Consider the following 18,299-nt stretch of genomic DNA (forward strand, 5'->3'; position numbering starts at 1 on the left):
CCAGTTACCGGAGACCTCGCCACATCACCAACTTCTCCACCCGGACAACGGGTTCCGCCCCACAACTCGGGCGCTTATGAAACAGGCTCTAGTGGACATCGAGGCCGGTGGCAGAATCGATGCGATCGTGCTGAAGGAACGGTTGATGATGGCGGGCACAGTGGTCGATGCGAGCGGGCCGGTGGAAGGTGTCCATGTGGTACTCACTCGGCAGACAGGCGAGGCCGTCGGGACGACCAGGACCGGCGCGATCGGCGACTACCAATTGCCGCTTCCGCAGAACGGGAGATACATCATCACCGCCTTCACGAGCTCCTCGTCCACCGCACAGGCGATCACGATCTGGGGCTCGGCTCGTCATTTCGATCTCGAGCTCGGGGAGCCCTGCGCGCGAACGCCGGTGACACCGCACTCCGCCACGGTTGCCGCGCGGTGACCCGGGCCCGCGATGCCGCGCTGGCGGCAGCCACGAAACTGTTCGCGGAGCGCGGATACCGCCACGTGACCATCCGCGATATCGCACTGGCCGCGGATCTGTCGCCCGCAATGGTGATGAAAGTGGTGGGAAGCAAGGAGAAACTCTTCCACGAGGTGGCCGAGGTACAGCCGCTCGAACTCGCCGGAATTCCGGACGACGGACTCGGCCGCGCCCTGGTCCAGAACATCATCGAACGCATGCACGCAAACGCGGTGGAACCTCTCGGGCGCGCGATTATGCTGCGGCTCACCGCCCCCGATCCCGAAACGATCCAGGAAAAGTTCACCAGCGGATACTTCGATGCACTGACCGAACGGCTGGGTGGCGATGACGACGCCGGACTGCGGGCGGAGCTGGCGGTGGGTGCGCTGATGGGCCTCGCCGCCGCCCTGCGAATCTTCGAAGCGCCCCACTCCGGCGCCCATCCCGATCAGGTGCTGGAACGCTTCGGCGATATCGTCCAGAAGCTACTGGACGGAGACCACCGCAGGAGCACATCAGCGGATACGAGCATCCGGGACGACCCCGTCCCCGGCAGCCTGTGACCCCTGCCCTCACCGCAAGTCCGTAAGCCTGCCCTGCACCTCCCGCGGACGAGCTAGCGGCACTGCCGCTACCTGCCCGGTAACATCATGTAGCCGGCGGTGATGTGGCCTACGGCGTCTGCACGGTGGGCGAAGTAGGCCAGATCCTGAACCCCCACGTCTTTGCTGCGCTCGACTGGACACCACACGCACGACTGCAAATCGACGTCACCGAGGAACATCACAGCTCACCAACGTATCGTTCGGCGCGCGCCGGCGCCCCGTCGACGTCGTTCCGTCGAAGACGCTCACCAGCTGCGGGCCCACATCTTTCGACGCGCGCCGACCGAGGTCCCGATCCCGGTTATCCCGGGTCTGGGGTCAGCAGCTTCCCACCAGCCCCAGGGAATCCAGACATCCGGTGATGGCAACAATGACAATGCCTAGTCCAAATACCACCATCGCTGCTCGATCGGCGTTATCCCTGCCGTCTCCGGCCATCGGTTTCCTCTTTGTAGGCTCACATGGCAGATCGGTGTCTCTGCGTGGGAGTTCCGGGCATTCCGCCGTTGCCGTTCCGGCGGAGCGTTGGTCGCCGCATACCGGTTCCCTGAGTCCACGTGCGTGGACCGGCGAGGGACTTGCACCTTCGGTCGACGTCCGGGCGCGATCACGAGTTCCTCGTGATCGCCGGGCAAAACGGTAGGTCTCTTCGCTGAATTCGCGGAAGCGGGCGCTCTCCGGTGATGGACATCATCGGTCGGGTCGAGATGGTCTCGACGTCGTTGCACGGGTCTTGTCGTGGGTCACTTGCCGCTGTAGACGGGGAATACGCTGTGCTCGCCGTAGTCCTGGGCCTGCAGGTTACGCAGCGCATCCATATCGTCGGCGGTGATAACGAAGTCGACCTGGGCGTTGCTGCGCATATGCTCAGGGTTGGCCGTCTTCGGCAGCGACACGGTTCCCAGCTGGAGGGTGTAGCGGATGCAGAGTTGCGGAACAGTCACCCCGTACCGGTCGGCCATCGCCCGGATATCCGGGTTTTTCAGGATCTCTCCGTGTGCGATGGGCGAATACGCCTGCACGAGAATGTCTTTGCTGTCGCAGTAGGCGAGGAGCTCGGTGGGAGTGTTGCCCGCGTGGACGAGCAGCTGGTTCACCTGTGGTGCGACGGTGCAGGCCGAAAGGATATTGTCGAGGTCGCGCTGTTCGAAATTGGAGACACCGATCGAGCGGAGCTTTCCTGCCTGGTAGGCGTCCTCCAGCGCGCGCCAGGTCGCTCGGTTGCCCTCGGCGTAGTCTCCGCCCCGGAAGTTGTCCCAGGGTTGCGGACTGTGGATCAGCATCAAATCGATGTGGTCCAACCTCAGCGCGGTCAGCGAAGCGTCGATCGCGGCGGCCGCGTCGTCGTAGTCCTTGATCTCGGCCGCCACCTTGGTGGATACGAACAGTTCCTCGCGCGGTACGTCGGAGGCTCGGATACCTTCGCCTACCCCTCGCTCGTTTCCGTAGGCCTGCGCGGTATCGATATTGCGGTAGCCGATGGCGACAGCTGCGGTCACTGCGTCGGCGGCCTTGTCGTCATCGATGAACCAGGTGCCCAACCCCAGTTTTGGGATATGTACGCCGTTCGACAGGGTGTACGTCTCGTTCAGAATCAATTTCCATACTCCTTGGTCTGGTGTGTTTTCCTGGTGTAGCACGATCCCCGGGAGCCGCCGTCCGCACGGCGCCGGCGTGTCTGCTGTGGGCCCGGCCCGCCTGAGCAGTGGATCGATCTCCTCCGCGGTGAGCCCGTTGTCCATCGCCCGGTCGAGATGGAACGGGATCTGGTCGACCTGCGCGGTCGAGGCGAGTGCCACGACGGTGACGAGGCTGCGGTCGCGTGGATCGAGGCCGGGCCGGAGCGCACCAACGCTTTCTGCGGCAATCGCGAATCGAGTTCGATGCCGCGGTCAGGTCTGCCCGGTAGTCGAAGGCCGTTCGACCCAGCCAGATTCGTATGTGCACATCGCCCTCCACCACATACCTCGCTTTCTCGGCGAATGTCAGCAACGATGCGCTCCCGTCGCGGCATCGCCATCACCGAGCCGCGCCGATATCGACGCCTCCGACAGCCTTCTCTCGAGCCACTGCTGTCCGTGGTTGTCCGATCGCCGGGTCTGCAGCCCTTCCTGGAGCAGCTCGATGAATCGCTGCCGGTGCACACCGGATGTCACGAACAGTTCGCCCGAACTCGGACTGCCGAACGGCGACCAACGGATCGCGAATTCGATCACCGGAGAGGTATCCGCGCGGGCATGGTTCACGATCCGTCGTGATGTGCGGGCTGGGTTGCCGAACCGGGAGACCCAGCACAAGCACAATGCCGGGTTCCGGACGGTGCGTGCACCAGTTTCGACATTCGCGGCCAGTAGACGATCGTTTCGGCATGGATCGCTTTACCCCGAGGACGACAGCCGCAGCGCGAACAGACAATCCACGAGTGGCTCCCCGCGTAGCCGGGTCGTCACATCACCGGGCAATGCCGCCCGACACCCCGGCCCGCGCGTCCCGCCGGATCGCGGCATACAGCCCGACATTCGACTGACCGGGCACCGGTGACCTTCTTCCACGCGAGAAACGGATGAAGCACAACTATCCTCGCAACCAAGATCACGGCGTCAAAATTTGCCGATACGAACATCTCCCGCCCCGCACCGGCGCCGACATCCACCGACGGGTGACGTCACAGATCACCGGTAGCACCAAACGCGGTCGGGGGCGTGGCCGAGCCTCGATCCACCATTACCACCGTGCGCCCTTCTCGGCCACGGTTGTCACCGGCGCTTCGGTCTCTTGCGCCGGCCTCACAGCAGGGGCACGTACCTCGGTAACCCCGCGACGTTCCACGCGCCGAGCGTTCACGGCATTGCGCGGACGAAGCGATCGAGCAACCGGGCGAATTCGCTGCGCTCCGCTGCGGTCCAGCCGGTCATGGCGGTTTCGAAGGCGGCCCGGCGGCGAGCGTGGGACCGATCGAGAATGTCGCGGCCGCGCTCGGTGAGCACCAGGACCGACCGCCGGCCGTCGGCTTGATCGGCGACCCGGCGGACCAGGTCTTCCGCCACGGCGGCCGCCACCAGCTTGCTGGCCCGCGGCTGGTCCACGGCCAGAGCAGCCGCCACCACCGACACTGTGGGCGCCGGCGTCGCCTCGATCACGTCCAGGACGTCGAAGGACTGCCCGGCCGGTTCCCCCTGTCTCACGAGCGCTCGCCGGGTCTGTCGACGGCGGATCGCGACCATCGCTCGTTCTACGCGCTCGACATCGTCCACTCGCACATGTTATTACAGACATATACATGTCCTAGAACAACTACTTGTTGTTTATTATTTAAGTAATGGGAGAACCGATGAACATCCGCACTCTGATCCTCGGCGCCGCTACCCTGCTGCTCATACCGCTGGCTGCCGCCTGCGGTGAGCCTGCCGCCGCCGACCCGGCGCCAATGGAACCAGCACCGACCGACGGCAACCGGCTCATCGGCTACCAGGTCAAGCGTCTCGACCAGCTGATCGAACTGGCCTTCGACCGGATGCTTTCCGAAGCCGGGCTCTCCCGGCGCGAATGGCAAACCCTCAACGCACTCGCCGCCGGCCCGGCCGGCGACGCGGAACTGACCGACGCGCTCCGTCCGTTCTGGGAGGTCGAGAACGAAGATCCGCGAGTGGTGGCCGCCGCGCTGACCGAGCGGGGTTGGGTAAGCCGGGACATGGACGGACGGCATGTCCTCACCGAGGCCGGACGGACCGCCCGCGTGACGGCTGCCGACTCGGTGGCCCGGATCCGCGACCTCTCTTCAGCGGGCGTGAACGATCAGGAATTCACACAGATGATGGAGGTCATGGCACGCATCATCGACAACCTCGAACAGGCCACCAACTGAGCGAACGTAATGGACAGACCGCTGAGGTGACTGCGCATACGCTGAGAGTGGCTACGGCGCGGGCGTCGCCGGGTGCTCGAACGCATGAGCCGCGTACTCTGGAAGCTCCACATCACGCTGAGCGACTGGACGGAGATACGGCGGGTCAGGCGCGGTTTCGTGTGTTGCTCGACGTGGGTTGGGGTTGGTCGGCGGTCCAGGATGCGAGGATGCGCAATCTGTCGCTGGTGGGGGTGTCGGGTTCGGTGGTCCAGGTGATGAGTTGCTGGTCGGGATCGGTGGCGCAGGTGAGTGTGTCCCAGTCGAGGTGAAGTTCTCCGACGAGTGGGTGGTGCAAGGTTTTGGTGCCGACGCGGCGGGCGGCAACGTGGTGGGCTGCCCACCATCGACGGAACTGGGTGTCGTGGACCGACAGTTCGCCGACCAGGGCGGTCAGTTGTGGGTCGTCGGGGCGGTGGGCGGCTTCCATGCGGAGTTGGGCCACGCAGGTGCGGGCGACGGTTTCCCAGTCTGCGTACAGTGCTCGCATCGCGGGGTCGGTGAATACGAGCCGCAGGTAGTTGCGGTGCTTGTCCGGGACCCGGCCGAAATCGGTGATCAACGCCGCCGCCAGCGGGTTCCATGCCAGCACGTCCATGCGGCGGCCCAGGACCAGAGCCGGAGTGGAATGCAGGTCGTCGAGCAGGCGCGCCAGGGTGGGCTGGATCCGCTGCCGTATCCGCCGCCGCGGCCTGGCCACGGGGGTGCCCGCCAGTTCGCACAGGTAGCCGCGTTGGTCGTCGTCCAGGTGTAGGACGCGAGCCAATGCGTTCAGGACCGGCGCGGACGCGGTGATGCGGCCCTGCTCGATGCGGGTGTAGTAGTCGGTGCTGATCGCGGCGAGCTGGGCGACTTCTTCGCGCCGCAGACCCGGCACCCGACGCAATGCCGGGCCCTCGGGCAGGCCGACATCGCGGGGTTGCAGCGATGCGCGCTGCGCCTTCAAGAACTCTCCCAGCTCGCTGCGGCGGCTGTTGCCCTCTGCCATACCTCCAGGATCCCAGCATCGACGTGCACTGTTCAGGGGGACAGTTTTCTCCCCTGTTGGGGTCGAGGACTGGTTGCCAGCATGGACAGCGGGTACCTCGGCGTCCACCAGGGACGCAAACCGCCGCGAGCGTCGCCCGATACCGCCTCTGACCGGCGGTGAACCGCTCGCTTCACCTGTAAGGAGAGGATCATCATGGCAGACGACGACCAAGCCCGGGCCGCCTTCGACAACTTCGTCGAACTGTGGACCACCGGCACCACCGCCGGTCGGCGCGCACCGGTGCTGCGCCGCCCCGACGAGGTCGGACTCGACTACGAAGACGTCACCTTCCCGTCCGCCGACGGCGTACCGCTGGAGGGCTGGTTCATCCCCGCGGACTCCGACCGGCTCGTCATCCACAACCACTTCCTGCCCGGCAACCGCTACGGCTACCCCGGCCACCTCCCCGAATTCGGTGGCCTCGGCGGTTTCGAGGTCAACTTCCTGCCCGAGTACAAAGCGCTGCACGACGCCGGCTACAACATCTTGGCCTACGACATCCGCAACCACGGGCTCAGCGGACAGGGCAACGGCGGTATCGCCGGCATCGGGCTGCTCGAATACCGCGATGTCATCGGCTCCCTGCGCTACGCCGCCACCCGACCCGACACCCTCAGCATGAAGAAAGTTCTGCTGTCGATGTGCCTGGGTGCGGACTCCACCGCGGTCGCCTGGTCCAAACATCCCGAGGAATTCTCCGACGTCCAGGCCATGGTCATGCTGCAACCGGTCTCGGGCCCCTACATCGTCGAGGAATTCGTCAAAGCCATCGGTATGGCCGACGGCTACGACAAATTCGACAAGGCCGTCCACGAACGCACCGGGTTCCACCTCGCCGAGCAATCCCCGCTCCGGCACGTCGGCGCGGTGACGGTCCCGACCCTGGTCGCCCAGGTCCACGACGACACCATGACCCGGCCCGAAGACGTCCAATCGATCTACGACGCCCTACCGGTCCAGGAAAAAGAGCTGTACTGGATCCGCGGCACCGACCGGCGCTTCGACGGCTACAACTTCTTCGGCCTCCACCCCGAGATCCCGATCGACTGGTTCGACAAACACCTGAAATAACCCACGAATCGCGCCCCGCGTTACACGCGGGGCGCGATCTTTACAGCTACCAGTAGCACAGAGATCGGCCACCACACATGGGGCTGCTGCAGGCCCCACCGGCTTCCATCGCAACTGGATCTCCTTCGGACTCGAGCATCGGTGCGACAGGTTTGCCGGCGGCGGCGAACTCGGTGATCAATGCTTCGTAGTCGATTGTCAGCCACTGGATCGCCAGCGGTAGCGCCGTAACCAACTGCGGCAAGTCCGACGCCCAGGTGAGCACCGCACGCAGAGCGGCCAGATCATGGGTCGCCTTTCTCGCGTCCGCCTGGCTGCGTATGTTGATCACCGCACCCAGGTTGTCGTCGACGGTCAGTGCCGCAAGGCCTCTGCCGCCGACGCCGATGCGTGCGCCATGAACGGCGGCCCGGAGTTCGGCGACCTGCCGGACTGTCGACGATCAGCGCATCCTGGATTCCGTTCGCGATCCCACATCTAGAACTCGCCGCGAAAAGCACTCTCTCCGAAGCTAGCTCGAGACAGCGACCGGTTCGAGCGTTATGCCGGGGGTTTTGCCCTATCTGGGCTTCGTTGATTCCTGGCGAATCACCCACAGCCAGCATGCCACGGTCAGTGCCACCGAGCCGAGCGTCATAGGGCCAAGGCGGAATCAGCGGCGCACACCGTCGCCCATAGAACTCGCGCAACGGTCACCGGAGCCGCCCGGTGGGCACACATCTGCACCACCACCGACTTTTCCCGGCGACGGAAATGGCACATGAGACCTGGCTGACCAGCTGGGGCATCCGGTGGTAAGTCGCGGGCTCGAATCACACACCTGTCGCAGGAACTCTCGGCAGCCGACTCACGTATCGAGTTGTCACTCGATGTGAATCAGTTGCTGCTGACGGAGAGCGTGGACGTAGTGGTCAACTCCCCCTCCGGTCACATTCATCAGGCTCTGCCCTGCTGTTATTTGCAAGTCGAATAACTTGAAAATTGCATATCGGCAGGTCAGGCGTGTGGGGGTTCACGTCCAGGCGACCAGCCAGCAGCATCGATCGGTCGGTCCTTCGGCGCAGAAACCACAGTCAGCGCGTCACCGGCGCCTCAATCGTCAGAAACCGCCGATCCCGACCACGCACCGCCGCCCCGGGTTCGGTGTCCAGGTCGATTCCGTGCCCCCCGACGCGCAGGAGTGCCACCATGGGGAGAGCACACTCGGTTCGGAGGCGGTCATGACACTGACAGGTAGCGCGGCGTCCACGCGGCCCCATAATGAGGTCGATATCTCCAGTTACGAGTTCTGGGAAAAGGATTTCGACGGCCGGGAGGCGGCGTTCGCCCGGTTGCGTGCGGCCGAGGGTCTCACCTGGCATGCCCCGCCGGATTCCCTGATCTTCGCCGATCCCGATCCCGGTTTCTGGGCTGTCACCCGGTACCGGGATGTCGTGCAGGTCAGCCGGAACCCGGAGATCTTCTCCTCGGAAGACGGCACGACCCTGGGGTATATGCCGCCCGATGTCGAATACAGCACCAAATTCTTCATCGCCCTGGACGCGCCCCGGCACACCCGTTACCGGAAATTGATCAGCTCGGCGTTCACTCCGCGCCAGATCCAGCGGGTGGAAGAGCAGGTCCGCGCCAATGCCACCCGGATCGTCGACGATTTCGTCGCCGATCTGCGGACCGGCGAAACCCTCGATTTCGTCGACGCGGTATCCCGGAAACTGCCCATGCAAACAATTTCGCAGATGATCGGCCTCCCCGAGGCCGACCGCGAGGCGGTCGCGTTCGCCACCGAAGCCCTGTTCGGCACCACCGACCTCGAATACACCAGCCTCGAGGAGCGCGCCGAGTTCTTCTACAAGCAGATCGGCATCCTCCACTCCGCCGGCACCGACCTCGCCCGGCGGCGCCGTGTGGAACCGCACAACGACCTCATGACCGCGATGATCGCCGCCGAATTCGACGGGCATCGCCTCAGCAATGAGGATATCGGCGCGTTCATGGTGCTGATCTCCGCCGCCGGCAACGACACCACCAAACAGACCACCTCCCATGCCTTCAAAGCGCTCGTGCAGCATCCGACCCAAATGGACTGGCTGCGCGAGGATCTCGACGGGCGTATGAACACCGCGATCGAGGAATTCATCCGCTGGGGCAGCGTCGTGGTGCATTTCGCCCGCCGGGCGACCCGCGACACCGAGATCGCCGGTACCCCGATCGCGGCAGGTGAGAAGGTCGTGATGTTCTACAGTTCCGCCAACCGCGACGAGTCGGCGTTCGACAATCCGCACGCGTTCGACGTCGCCCGCGACCCGAACCACCACGCGGGATTCGGTGGCGGCGGCCCGCACCACTGCCTCGGCGCCTGGCTGGCCCGGATGGAATTGAAGCATCTGTTCCGGGAGCTGATCACCAAGGTTCCGCCGGTCGAACTCGGTGAACCTGAATACGGGCACAGCGCACTGATCCACGGCATCAAACGCATGCCGGTCCGGCTGGCCACCCCCTGACCCCGGTCAGCTACCAGCCCTTCCGTGCAAGGAGCCGAACTAGTTTCTATTGACAACATATCTGGGGTAATCCAGGGCGCCTGCCATCCCATCGTCTGCAGTGATCTCTGCGTTGGCCAACAACCACCACACTGCAATCGTGATGTCAAGCGGAATGAAGCGTTATCACCGTGATTTCACTGGGCGCGAAGATACGGAAAGGCGGGCCCCAGAAACCCGAGCCCCGGCTGGTATACAGCTGTGTCAGTTCGCCGTGTCGGCTCAACCCGTGCACTGTGGGTTGATCGAGGCGGACCAGGTAGTTGAACGGCCAGATCTGCCCGCCGTGCGTATGGCCGGCGATCTGGAGGTCGACACCGGCGGCCGCGGACTCGAAAACCTGCTTCGGTTGATGCGCGAGCATGAGCACCGGAAGCCCGGTATCGACTCCTGCCAGCGCATCGTCGAAGTTCGCGCCGTGACCACTCAGTTTCGCCGACTTCGCAGTAGCGTCGTCGACACCTGCCAGGACGAGGCGGTCACCGCCGCGCTCGACGACAATATGCTCGTTGTGCAGAGTTTTCCAGCCGATCGACTCCATGTAGTCGAGCCAGCCCTGCGCCTCTCCGAGGTACTCGTGATTCCCGGTGACATAGACCCGGGCGAGCCCGGCCTCCATGGTGGCGAGCGGGGCCGCCTGCCCACGTCGTAGCTCCACGGGGCCATCGGCGATATCACCGACATGGGCCACGATGTCGGGACGTAGTTCGTTCACGGCCGCAGCAACACCGAGCGACCACTTCGTCCGGTTGATCGGACCGAAATGGGTATCGGTGACGGCGACGACTCGGGTGCCGTCCAGCCCCGGGCCGAGTCGCGGCAGGGTGACGTCCACATGCTTTATCCGAGGAATTCGCATGGCCTCCCGATTGCCCCAGATCAGGAGAGCTGCGGTGACGAGAACGACCGCTGCAGCCACCGACCGTGAGCGAACCGGGTCTGCTACGCCCACGAAGGCGAGTACGAACCGCGCGATGGTGCCGATCACCGACCACGCGAAGAGCACCCACACGATCCCCAGGATGGAGTCGCCAATGATGCCTGCCCAGTCGAGATGACGGCGGCCGTGGCTCAATACCAGCGTCACAGGTAGAACCACGAGAGTTATTGCGAAGGCCGCTGTTCCCAGTGCGACCACGGGTGCCGGCCACTGAGTCCCGGACATCACGAGCGTCCACCATGGGACAGCGAAGAGGACCAGCAGCACGGCAACGATCGTCGTAGTGACCGCAAGTGCCCGCTTGGGCCGGGATGAAGTACGCGAATCCGATCGGATCGCCGTATCCGGCGACGGAGTGCTCACCACCTCGATACTAATTCAGTTCCCGAGGGGCTCCGACGATGTCAGCCGAGTCGCTCGGCCAGCCGGGGCAGCAAGGGCCGCCGGCCGGTGGTCAGCTTGTCGTGCGCGGTGGCCAGATCGAACCATTCGACCGATCCACCTCGGGGAAAGCGCGGTACTCGCCCGACCGCGGCGGCCATTCCATCTCGAATACCCCGGCACCACCTGCCCCGGATCGAGCTCGCCCTCGACCGCCCACACCATGACCTGCTTCTTGCTCCGCCCGCTGCCGTACCGCACTTCACCCAACGCAAACCACTCCCCGTCGGGAACCGGCATACCCAACTCCTCGTCGAATTCGCGGCCCGCGGCGGCGCGAGCCTCCTCGGTCGCCGGCTCGTACTCACCCTTGGGGATCGACCACGCCCCCGAATCCTTACGCGCCCACAGCGGCCCGCCCATATGCCCCAGCAGCACTTGCACCTCCGGCTCACGACGAAACAGCAGAACTCCAGCGCTGTACTTCATGGCATGCAGCTCGAGCGTCCGCCCCCGCACAGCGGGGACGGTCGGCCTGTCAATGCAGGGCTCAGGAAATTTTGCCGGTTGCCTCAGGAGATCCTTGACGTTCGCCGGGTCGGCGCCGGCGCCGGTGTCGTGGAATCGGGAGGTCGGCTCGGTGCTTTTTCGAGGGCGGATGATGCCGGAAGTCAGTCGGCCGGGGAGGCCCTCAAACGCATTATGGGGCGCTTCTGGCGGAATCGATATCGGTTACTTCCGAGCTATTGCTATGGCCGTCGCGCCGGAGGAGCGTGGGGGCATCGGTGGTGCCACCGGGGCACTGCCCTGAGCACAGAGGGAGTGGGTCGTGTACGCACGTTCTACAACCATTCAAGCGAAGCCCGCCGCAATAGACGCCGGGATCGCGCATATGCGCGACCGGGTGATGCCGGCCCTGGAGGCCATGTCCGGCTGTATCGGGATGTCGTTGCTGGTCGACCGGGCATCAGGTCGCTGCATCGCGACGACATCGTGGGAGTCCGAGGAGACGATGCGTGAGAGCGCTGATCAGGTGCATTCGCTCCGTGACCGCGCCGTCCGGCTGTTCGGTGCCGATTCGGCGCAGGTAGAGCAGTGGGAGGTCGGGGCCATGCACCGCGACCATCACATACGCGAGGGCGCGTGCGCCCAGATCACCTGGGCCGCGGCCGCCGATCTGGGCCGGTTCGACGCAGCGGTCGAGACCTACAAGTCCATGGTGGCCTCGCAACTGGAACAGATGCCGGGATTCTGCAGCACGAGCCTGCTGATCGACCGAGCCACTGGACGCGGCGTCGCATGCGAGACGTTCGACAGCTCCGAAGCGATCGAACGAAACCGCGAACAACTCGAGACCCTACGCCGCGAAGGTACCCGCAAAGCTGGCGTCGACGTGCTCGAAGTCGGCGATTTCGAGATCGCGCTCGCCCATCTGCGCGTCCCCGAGCTGGTCTGAGGGCGGACAACGCCGTGACCAACGGCTTGTTCAGTCGGCCCCGGCGAGGGTAGGGGCGCTTCCTGGTACCGCTCCGCGGCAGCAGTCGATCGGGGCCGAAGGCTCACAGGTTTTCAGCACCCAACAATCAGGCGGTGGTAACAGCAGGCTCCGGCAACACGCAATAACCACCCGAGACACCCCACGGAAATCCCGTTGGCGGGCGGATGGCTTTGCCCCTGATACTCCAGCCGCACTGATGCCGCTACTTCCGAACCGCGGGGCTCCGGACCTTATAGCCGATCTCCGCCGGACCCCTCCGGCGCGTCCGGTCCTAGCTTGGGCAGACATCGAACCGGTACGGAAATGTTCGATGTACGGATCGGCAGAATTGAGGTACAGACGATGGATTCCGTTCGGAAAATCGACAGCGACAGCGTGTACGAACCGCCCGTTCTGGTGGAGATCGGGAAGTTCACCGACGTGACTCGCGGGTCGAGCTATGTGGTGATCGAAGGCTACCCGAGCGCGTGGGGGTCGAACTACTAGTCGGTATCCGGCGGTGGCCCATGGCCGATCCGGTCGTGGGCCACCGCCACTGTGCTGGAGATTGATTATGCGTATTGGTACACAATCCTGGTTTGTTGCTGTGCCGGACAGTCCCACCGGCGATGTGATTGCGCGCCTGCGGTCCCGGGCCGACCGCGTGATCACGCACCCTTCCGGCCGGCCGTGGTTGCTGGGCAGGTGGCGCGCAGACGAACTGACGCCGGCCAGGGCCGGGAACACACTGCTGGCCGTCATCGGCCGGTCCGCCGTATCGCCGGTGGAACTCGAGGCCCACGCTCGGAAGGTGCGTGGGATCGCCGACCTGGCCGCGACGGCCCGGTCCCTGCCCGGTAGCTACCACTTGGTGGCGTCCCTGGGCGGCACCTGCTACCTGCGCGGCACGGCCTCCGGCTCGCGCCGCTGCTACTACACCACGGTCGACGGAGTGACAATCGGCGCAGACCGTGCGCGCACCTTGGCCTGGTTGATCGACGCCGAGGTGGATATCCGCCGGCTGGCGGCTCATCTCGCCTACCCCGTCCTGCCCTATCCGCTGAGCGGGCGTGCGATGTTTTGCGGAGTGCACGCCGTCGCGGCCGAAGCGGCCGTGGTGCTCGACCGCGACGGCGGCCACCGGACGCCGCGATGGTGGCGCCCCCCGCCCGTGCACCGGACCCTCGATGAGGGAGCCGCAGCGCTGCGGGCCGCGCTCCACGACGCGGTGGCACTGCGGGTCCGTCCGGGCGAGGTCGTGGGTGCTGACCTTTCCGGCGGCATGGATTCGACGTCGATATGTTTTCTGGCGGCGCGGGCGGGGGGCCGGCTGGCCACCGCCACACTGAATTGGTCGGCTCCGGGCAACGAAGACCGCGCCTACGCCGACCATGCCGCCGACCATCTCCCCGGGATCGAACGACTGGCGGTCCCCGCCGCGACACTGCCCGGGCTGCTCGCCGGGCTCCGCAATCGCCACGACCCGGCGGACGAACCCATGGGCGTCGTCCGGGATCGGGCGCAGCAACGAGCGATCGCCGAACGTATGGTCGCGCAGGGGGCGTCGTGCCGGCTGACCGGCCACGGTGGCGACTACCTGGTACTGCCGCACGTCCTGTACGTGCATGGATTACTGCGCCGCCGCCCCCTGGTTGCCCTGCGGCACCTCGGAGGATTGCGGGCGCGTGGGCGCTGGAGCCTGGGCGAGAGTATTCACCTGCTGCGCGACAGCAGCACTTACTCCGACTGGCTGACCGCAGCAGGCGGCCGGCTGCGCGATGCCGGAACATCACCTGCGTTCCCGTCGACACCAGGAGAATGGGGCGAGCGGTTCCGCCTTCCCACCTGGGTCGGCGACGATGCCGCGACCACGGTCGGCGAACTCGTGCGCTCCGCCGCGACCGGGGCGCAACCTCTGGCGGACGAACGCGGGAAACATGCCTGGATACACCAAATTCAGGAAGCCGGCCGGGGCGCCAGAATCCTCGCCCACGTCGCGGGACCGACCGGCCTCGAGACCGACAGTCCGTTCTGCGACGACGCGGTGGTCGACGCCTGCCTGAGCGCGCAGCCCGAACATTCGCGTGACCCGTGGTCGTACAAACCCCTGCTCGCCAAGGCCATGGAGGGGATCATTCCCCCGCGAATCGCCAACCGCCGCACCAAGGATCACTGCACCGAGGAATGGTTCACCGGTCTGCGGGGCCATCGGCGCGACCTCATGGACTGGGCCGAGGATTCCCGCCTGGTCGCCGCAGGGATCGTCGACGCCGCCGAACTGCGCCGCGCGGTGGCGAGCCCGACCGTCCTCACCGGCGGTTTCACCCAATTGGACAACACCTTGGGCGCCGAGGAATGGCTGCGCGATCTGGCCGCCCACCCGGTCCCCGCCTACCTGACCCGCACCGACCATTGAGGAGAAGCACGCAATGCACCGACTCCGCACCGACGTGAGCATATGCCCCACCGACGACGGCACGATCCTGCTGGACGAACGACACGGCCGATACTGGCAACTCAACGCGACCGGCGCCGAAATCCTGGTCGCAATCCTGGACGGCGCGACCCCGGACGACGTCGTGCGCAGGCTGGTCGATACCCGGCCGGTCGATCGGCAGCGCGCGGCGGCCGACATCACCGACCTCCTGACCCGGCTCACCCGAGCTGATCTCGTAACCTCATGAGCCACAATCAGATCCTCGCCCGCCCCGCCCGGCCTCCACTACACCAGCGCCTCGGGCCGTACACAGCCGTCGCCCTGGCGCGAATGCTGGTGCGACTACCGCCTCGACGTCTCCGCGCCGCGCTGACCGTCGTGCGCCGAGGCGCCGCACCTGCCGACTACGACCGGACCATGCGGGCACGCCAGGACGTAATCGCGGTCAGCACAAGGTGTTCTGGCCAGTACTGCCTCCAACGGTCCGTTGCCACCGCTCTGCTGTGCCGCCTCCACGGCAGCTGGCCGACCTGGAAGACGGGTGTGCGCACCTCGCCCACCGCGGCGCACGCCTGGGTCGAGGCGGACGGACGGCCCGTCGGTGAACCGCGCGACACCGCCGACTATCGGACCATCCTCAACGTAGCTCCAGATCCTCGCGGGGCGTGATCGGTCCCCCGCCCGGTCATCGCCTGGCGTCGAATCGTCGGCTCTATCTGTCGGGCGCAGATATACTCGCGCGCAGAAAGTTTCGAGCGCGGGGACGAGGGCGGACAGATGGCGCGGGTCGGCGATACCATCGCGGGCCGCTACACCCTGCGCGAATTGTTCACTCTCGGCGGGGAGGGGATGGTGTGGCGGGCGCGTGACGAGCAACTCGGCAGGGAAGTCGTACTGAAATGCCCGCACGGTGGCGACAGTGTTCCGCAGCTACGGACGGCGGCGCGGAACGCGGCCTGTCTACGCCACCCCAATATCGTCGGAGTACACGATATTTTCGTCGACGCCGGAATACCTTGGCTGGTAACGGAATACGTCCCGGGACGGTCACTGGCCGAGCTCGCGCGCGCGGCACCCGAACTGGCGCGGGCGCGGGCCGTCGCGGTGGGCGAACAGATCGCCGGTGCGCTGGCACACTCCCACGAACATGGGATTCTGCACTGCGATATCTCCCCGGAGAACATCATCGTCACCGACTCCGGCGAGGCCCGGCTGACGGATTTCGGCAGCTCGGTAGACCTACGCAGCGCGAACACCGGCGAGACACCCGCCCTCGATTCCCCGCCGGGCAAATGGCGATATCATGCGCCGGAACTCGCCCGCGGCGCGCCGGTGAGCCCGAAATCGGATGTGTACGCCCTCGGCGCGTCCCTCCTTGCGGTCGCCGAAAGCCGGCGCACAGCCGGACGCCGGGAGTTGCTGCTGGCCCAGCTGACGGCAGTGGATCCGAATCACCGGCCCTCGGCCGCGGTAGCGGCTACTCGTTTCGCCGAACTCGAACAGAATCCGCGCGACCCAAACCCTGCCGTGCTGCGCCGGACGGTGATCGCGGCGGCCCAACTGGTTGCGCTCGCGGTGCTCGTGGTGGCCGCGGTGGCCGTCCCGCCACCATTACCAGCGGACCTCATGGGTAACCCACGGACGGCCGACCCGTGCGCGCTGCTGGATCCGGCAGTGCTGGACCACTACGGCCGGATCGATCTGGACACCGACGGCGGAAATTTCGACACCTGCGATATGCGGGTTCGGCTGTGGGGTGGCGACGAGCATCCGGATATCGGACGGGTCCGGTTGCGGTTGTCGGTGGCCGCGCCGGAACCGACGTCACAGGTAGCGGTGTCGCGCATCGGCAATATCAGCGTCGTATCCGAGCCGGCGGGCAGCGCACGGTGTGTGCGATCCCTCGCGTTGGCCGGTGGGGGCACCGTGGAGATCGTCGGTGAACGCACGGCGGCGTCCGGACCGGACCCGTGCACGCTGGCCGATACCACCGCGACCCGCGCTCGCGAACTGCTCCGGCAGGGCCCGATTCCACGGCGGTCGGGCCCTTTCCCCGCGGATTCGCTGGCTCACCACGATGCGTGCGCCCAACTGGACCCGGTGACACTCGGCCGGGTGGCCGGTATCGACGCCCTGCATCCGGTGGCCGGGTGGGCCGGTTGGTCCTGCCGCTGGAACAGCACCATCGACGGCCATGTGACGGTGCGCTACGACCGGGACGCACCCAAAACGGCCGCCTCCGGCCGGCCGCTCACCCTCACCGGGCTGGCGGCTTTCCGCCGCGAGGGGGTGAAAACGCGCGACGACTGCACCGTGCAGATCGAGTACCGCCATTTCCGGGGCCCGTCCGATATCGACAGGGTGGAGGTCGTGGTGGTCTCCTTCACTGGTTCGCAACCGCCGCAGCAGCGATGCGCGACGGCGACCGAACTCGCCACCGAGGTCGCGGCGAATCTGACGCGATGACCGTGCCCGGACCGGTCCGCCTTATCGCATGCCACGCTCGCAACCCGGACCGAACCGCGAGCAGAGGACTGTGGTGACGCAGAAACAGAGCAGGGCCATCGGCCAGGGTGTGTACGCATTGTCCGCCGCGCGGCGCGGCCTGGCCGCCGGGCAGACCGGCACCGCACCGGGCACGATCTCGGTACTGTCGACCACCGGCGGCGTGCACGGAATTCCGCGCGAGGGCAACCTCATCGAATTCGGCCGCAATATCGAGCAGGTCCATGTCGGCATCGGGCAGGACGATCTGCGTATCAGCCGAGTGCACGGAACCCTGAGCTATCGCAGCGACTGCTGGCAGCTCGGCAACGCCGGTCGCGTACCGCTGCGCCTGCCCGAGTCCAGGATGTTGTTCGAAGGGGAAGAGCCGCTACCGCTGCCGCCTGGTTACACGCCCGTGTTCCTGCGCGGATCACATCATCGTGAGTATCTGCTGGAGATCTATGTGACCGGCGACGACGAGGCTCGACGGGCACCCCGGCACGAGTACCTCACCGACCGGCCGCCACCGTGGCCGCTGGAGCCGGACGAAAAACTGGCGTTGGTGGCTCTGGGGCAGGCGTATCTGTATCACGAGCGCTGGCCGCAGCCGTGGACCTGGAACGACACCGCGGGCCTGCTGGCGGCACTGCAGCCGCAGGCAGGCTGGACCGGGCGCCGGGTGGCGGAACTGGCCGGCCGGGTCCGTTCGCGGATGTCGGACGAGAAGTACGCACGGTCCTGCGGTCGCGAACCGGTGCCGGGGCTCACCCGGGACCAGCTCTGCGAACCCATCGGAAATATGCTCAACCACAACCTGCTCCAGGAACTGACCCGCTCGGCCACCCTGGTGCCACGTGACCTCGACCTCCTCGACTAGAGCCTGTTTCATAAGCGCCCGAGTTGTGGGGCGGAACCCGTTGTCCGGGTGGAGAAGTTGGTGATGTGGCGAGGTCTCCGGTAACTGGTT

18 protein-coding genes and 1 pseudogene are annotated in these 18,299 nt (G+C 65.9%); 12 read left to right on the top strand and 7 right to left on the bottom strand.

The window, feature by feature from the left end; all coding sequences use genetic code 11:
- Together ACFWPH_RS34345 and ACFWPH_RS34350 are read left to right on the top strand one after the other, a co-directional pair.
- A partial coding sequence (locus tag ACFWPH_RS34345; protein WP_378756480.1) for a carboxypeptidase-like regulatory domain-containing protein occupies positions 1–436 on the top strand: 436 nt, incomplete at its 5' end.
- A complete protein-coding gene (locus tag ACFWPH_RS34350) occupies positions 433–1,023 on the top strand; it encodes a TetR family transcriptional regulator (protein WP_378756481.1) in 591 nt (196 codons plus the stop codon). The genes ACFWPH_RS34345 and ACFWPH_RS34350, both read left to right, overlap by 4 nt.
- Positions 1,024–1,808: 785 nt before the next feature.
- Here the strand turns inward: ACFWPH_RS34350 and ACFWPH_RS34355 are convergent.
- From ACFWPH_RS34355 to ACFWPH_RS34365, 3 genes are all read right to left on the bottom strand, one after another.
- On the bottom strand, positions 1,809–2,933 hold the full coding sequence (locus ACFWPH_RS34355; RefSeq protein WP_378756497.1) for an aldo/keto reductase: 1,125 nt from the start codon (positions 2,931–2,933) through the stop codon (positions 1,809–1,811).
- 117 nt (positions 2,934–3,050) lie between these two features.
- A complete protein-coding gene (locus ACFWPH_RS34360; protein WP_378756482.1) occupies positions 3,051–3,311 on the bottom strand; it encodes a hypothetical protein in 261 nt (86 codons plus the stop codon).
- Positions 3,312–3,905: 594 nt separating this feature from the next.
- Positions 3,906–4,319, bottom strand: coding sequence for a MarR family winged helix-turn-helix transcriptional regulator (locus ACFWPH_RS34365; protein WP_378756483.1), 414 nt, complete (start codon positions 4,317–4,319; stop codon positions 3,906–3,908).
- Positions 4,320–4,384: 65 nt separating this feature from the next.
- On the opposite strand from ACFWPH_RS34365, the gene ACFWPH_RS34370 reads away from it, so the two are divergent.
- Positions 4,385–4,930, top strand: coding sequence for a MarR family winged helix-turn-helix transcriptional regulator (locus ACFWPH_RS34370; protein WP_378756484.1), 546 nt, complete (start codon positions 4,385–4,387; stop codon positions 4,928–4,930).
- Between the two features lie 145 nt (positions 4,931–5,075).
- On the opposite strand, the gene ACFWPH_RS34375 is transcribed toward ACFWPH_RS34370, so the two are convergent.
- Positions 5,076–5,957 (bottom strand): helix-turn-helix domain-containing protein, encoded by an 882-nt coding sequence (locus ACFWPH_RS34375; RefSeq protein WP_378756485.1) that lies wholly within the window; start codon positions 5,955–5,957, stop codon positions 5,076–5,078.
- Between the two features lie 195 nt (positions 5,958–6,152).
- Here ACFWPH_RS34375 and ACFWPH_RS34380 point away from each other — a divergent pair, with 195 nt between their 5' ends.
- Positions 6,153–7,070, top strand: a complete 918-nt coding sequence (locus ACFWPH_RS34380; protein ID WP_378756486.1) for an alpha/beta hydrolase family protein — start codon at positions 6,153–6,155, stop codon at positions 7,068–7,070.
- 46 nt (positions 7,071–7,116) lie between these two features.
- Here ACFWPH_RS34380 and ACFWPH_RS34385 read toward each other — a convergent pair whose 3' ends face one another.
- The gene (locus tag ACFWPH_RS34385) at positions 7,117–7,401 is read right to left on the bottom strand and encodes a hypothetical protein (RefSeq protein WP_378756487.1); all 285 of its coding nucleotides are present in this window, start codon (positions 7,399–7,401) and stop codon (positions 7,117–7,119) included.
- Positions 7,402–8,290: 889 nt separating this feature from the next.
- Here ACFWPH_RS34385 and ACFWPH_RS34390 point away from each other — a divergent pair.
- Complete coding sequence (locus ACFWPH_RS34390; protein WP_378756488.1) at positions 8,291–9,571, top strand: cytochrome P450; 1,281 nt, start codon at positions 8,291–8,293, stop codon at positions 9,569–9,571.
- A 145-nt stretch (positions 9,572–9,716) separates the two neighbouring features.
- On the opposite strand, the gene ACFWPH_RS34395 is transcribed toward ACFWPH_RS34390, so the two are convergent.
- Positions 9,717–10,913: a metallophosphoesterase gene (locus ACFWPH_RS34395; protein ID WP_378756489.1), complete on the bottom strand. Its 1,197-nt coding sequence runs from the start codon at positions 10,911–10,913 to the stop codon at positions 9,717–9,719.
- Between the two features lie 41 nt (positions 10,914–10,954).
- Positions 10,955–11,420 (bottom strand): annotated as a pseudogene (locus ACFWPH_RS34400) (NUDIX domain-containing protein).
- 340 nt (positions 11,421–11,760) lie between these two features.
- Between ACFWPH_RS34400 and ACFWPH_RS34405 the strand changes: the two are divergent.
- From ACFWPH_RS34405 to ACFWPH_RS34435, 7 genes are all read left to right on the top strand, one after another.
- On the top strand, positions 11,761–12,387 hold the full coding sequence (locus tag ACFWPH_RS34405; protein ID WP_378756490.1) for an antibiotic biosynthesis monooxygenase: 627 nt from the start codon (positions 11,761–11,763) through the stop codon (positions 12,385–12,387).
- Between the two features lie 384 nt (positions 12,388–12,771).
- Positions 12,772–12,915: a lasso RiPP family leader peptide-containing protein gene (locus ACFWPH_RS34410; protein WP_378756491.1), complete on the top strand. Its 144-nt coding sequence runs from the start codon at positions 12,772–12,774 to the stop codon at positions 12,913–12,915.
- A gap of 67 nt (positions 12,916–12,982) precedes the next feature.
- A complete protein-coding gene (locus tag ACFWPH_RS34415) occupies positions 12,983–14,824 on the top strand; it encodes an asparagine synthase-related protein (protein WP_378756492.1) in 1,842 nt (613 codons plus the stop codon).
- Positions 14,825–14,837: 13 nt separating this feature from the next.
- Positions 14,838–15,092, top strand: coding sequence for a lasso peptide biosynthesis PqqD family chaperone (locus ACFWPH_RS34420; protein ID WP_378756493.1), 255 nt, complete (start codon positions 14,838–14,840; stop codon positions 15,090–15,092).
- Complete coding sequence (locus tag ACFWPH_RS34425; RefSeq protein ID WP_378756494.1) at positions 15,089–15,514, top strand: lasso peptide biosynthesis B2 protein; 426 nt, start codon at positions 15,089–15,091, stop codon at positions 15,512–15,514. Before ACFWPH_RS34420 ends, ACFWPH_RS34425 begins: the two co-directional genes overlap by 4 nt.
- Positions 15,515–15,622: 108 nt before the next feature.
- Positions 15,623–17,311 (top strand): protein kinase, encoded by a 1,689-nt coding sequence (locus ACFWPH_RS34430; RefSeq protein WP_378756495.1) that lies wholly within the window; start codon positions 15,623–15,625, stop codon positions 17,309–17,311.
- A 73-nt stretch (positions 17,312–17,384) separates the two neighbouring features.
- Positions 17,385–18,209: a hypothetical protein gene (locus tag ACFWPH_RS34435; protein ID WP_378756496.1), complete on the top strand. Its 825-nt coding sequence runs from the start codon at positions 17,385–17,387 to the stop codon at positions 18,207–18,209.
- Positions 18,210–18,299 lie beyond the last annotated feature (90 nt).

It is taken from the genome of Nocardia sp. NPDC058499 (genome assembly GCF_042719915.1).
GTDB lineage: Bacteria > Actinomycetota > Actinomycetes > Mycobacteriales > Mycobacteriaceae > Nocardia.

Excerpts from the sequence above, each read along its gene's own strand:
- ACFWPH_RS34370 (WP_378756484.1), top strand. The coding sequence starts at position 4,385 with ATGGGAGAACCGATGAACATCCGCACTCTGATCCTCGGCGCCGCTACC.
- ACFWPH_RS34375 (WP_378756485.1), bottom strand. The coding sequence starts at position 5,957 with ATGGCAGAGGGCAACAGCCGCCGCAGCGAGCTGGGAGAGTTCTTGAAG.
- ACFWPH_RS34380 (WP_378756486.1), top strand. The coding sequence starts at position 6,153 with ATGGCAGACGACGACCAAGCCCGGGCCGCCTTCGACAACTTCGTCGAA.
- ACFWPH_RS34390 (WP_378756488.1), top strand. The coding sequence starts at position 8,291 with ATGACACTGACAGGTAGCGCGGCGTCCACGCGGCCCCATAATGAGGTC.
- ACFWPH_RS34410 (WP_378756491.1), top strand. The coding sequence starts at position 12,772 with ATGGATTCCGTTCGGAAAATCGACAGCGACAGCGTGTACGAACCGCCC.
- ACFWPH_RS34415 (WP_378756492.1), top strand. The coding sequence starts at position 12,983 with ATGCGTATTGGTACACAATCCTGGTTTGTTGCTGTGCCGGACAGTCCC.
- ACFWPH_RS34420 (WP_378756493.1), top strand. The coding sequence starts at position 14,838 with ATGCACCGACTCCGCACCGACGTGAGCATATGCCCCACCGACGACGGC.
- ACFWPH_RS34425 (WP_378756494.1), top strand. The coding sequence starts at position 15,089 with ATGAGCCACAATCAGATCCTCGCCCGCCCCGCCCGGCCTCCACTACAC.
- ACFWPH_RS34430 (WP_378756495.1), top strand. The coding sequence starts at position 15,623 with ATGGCGCGGGTCGGCGATACCATCGCGGGCCGCTACACCCTGCGCGAA.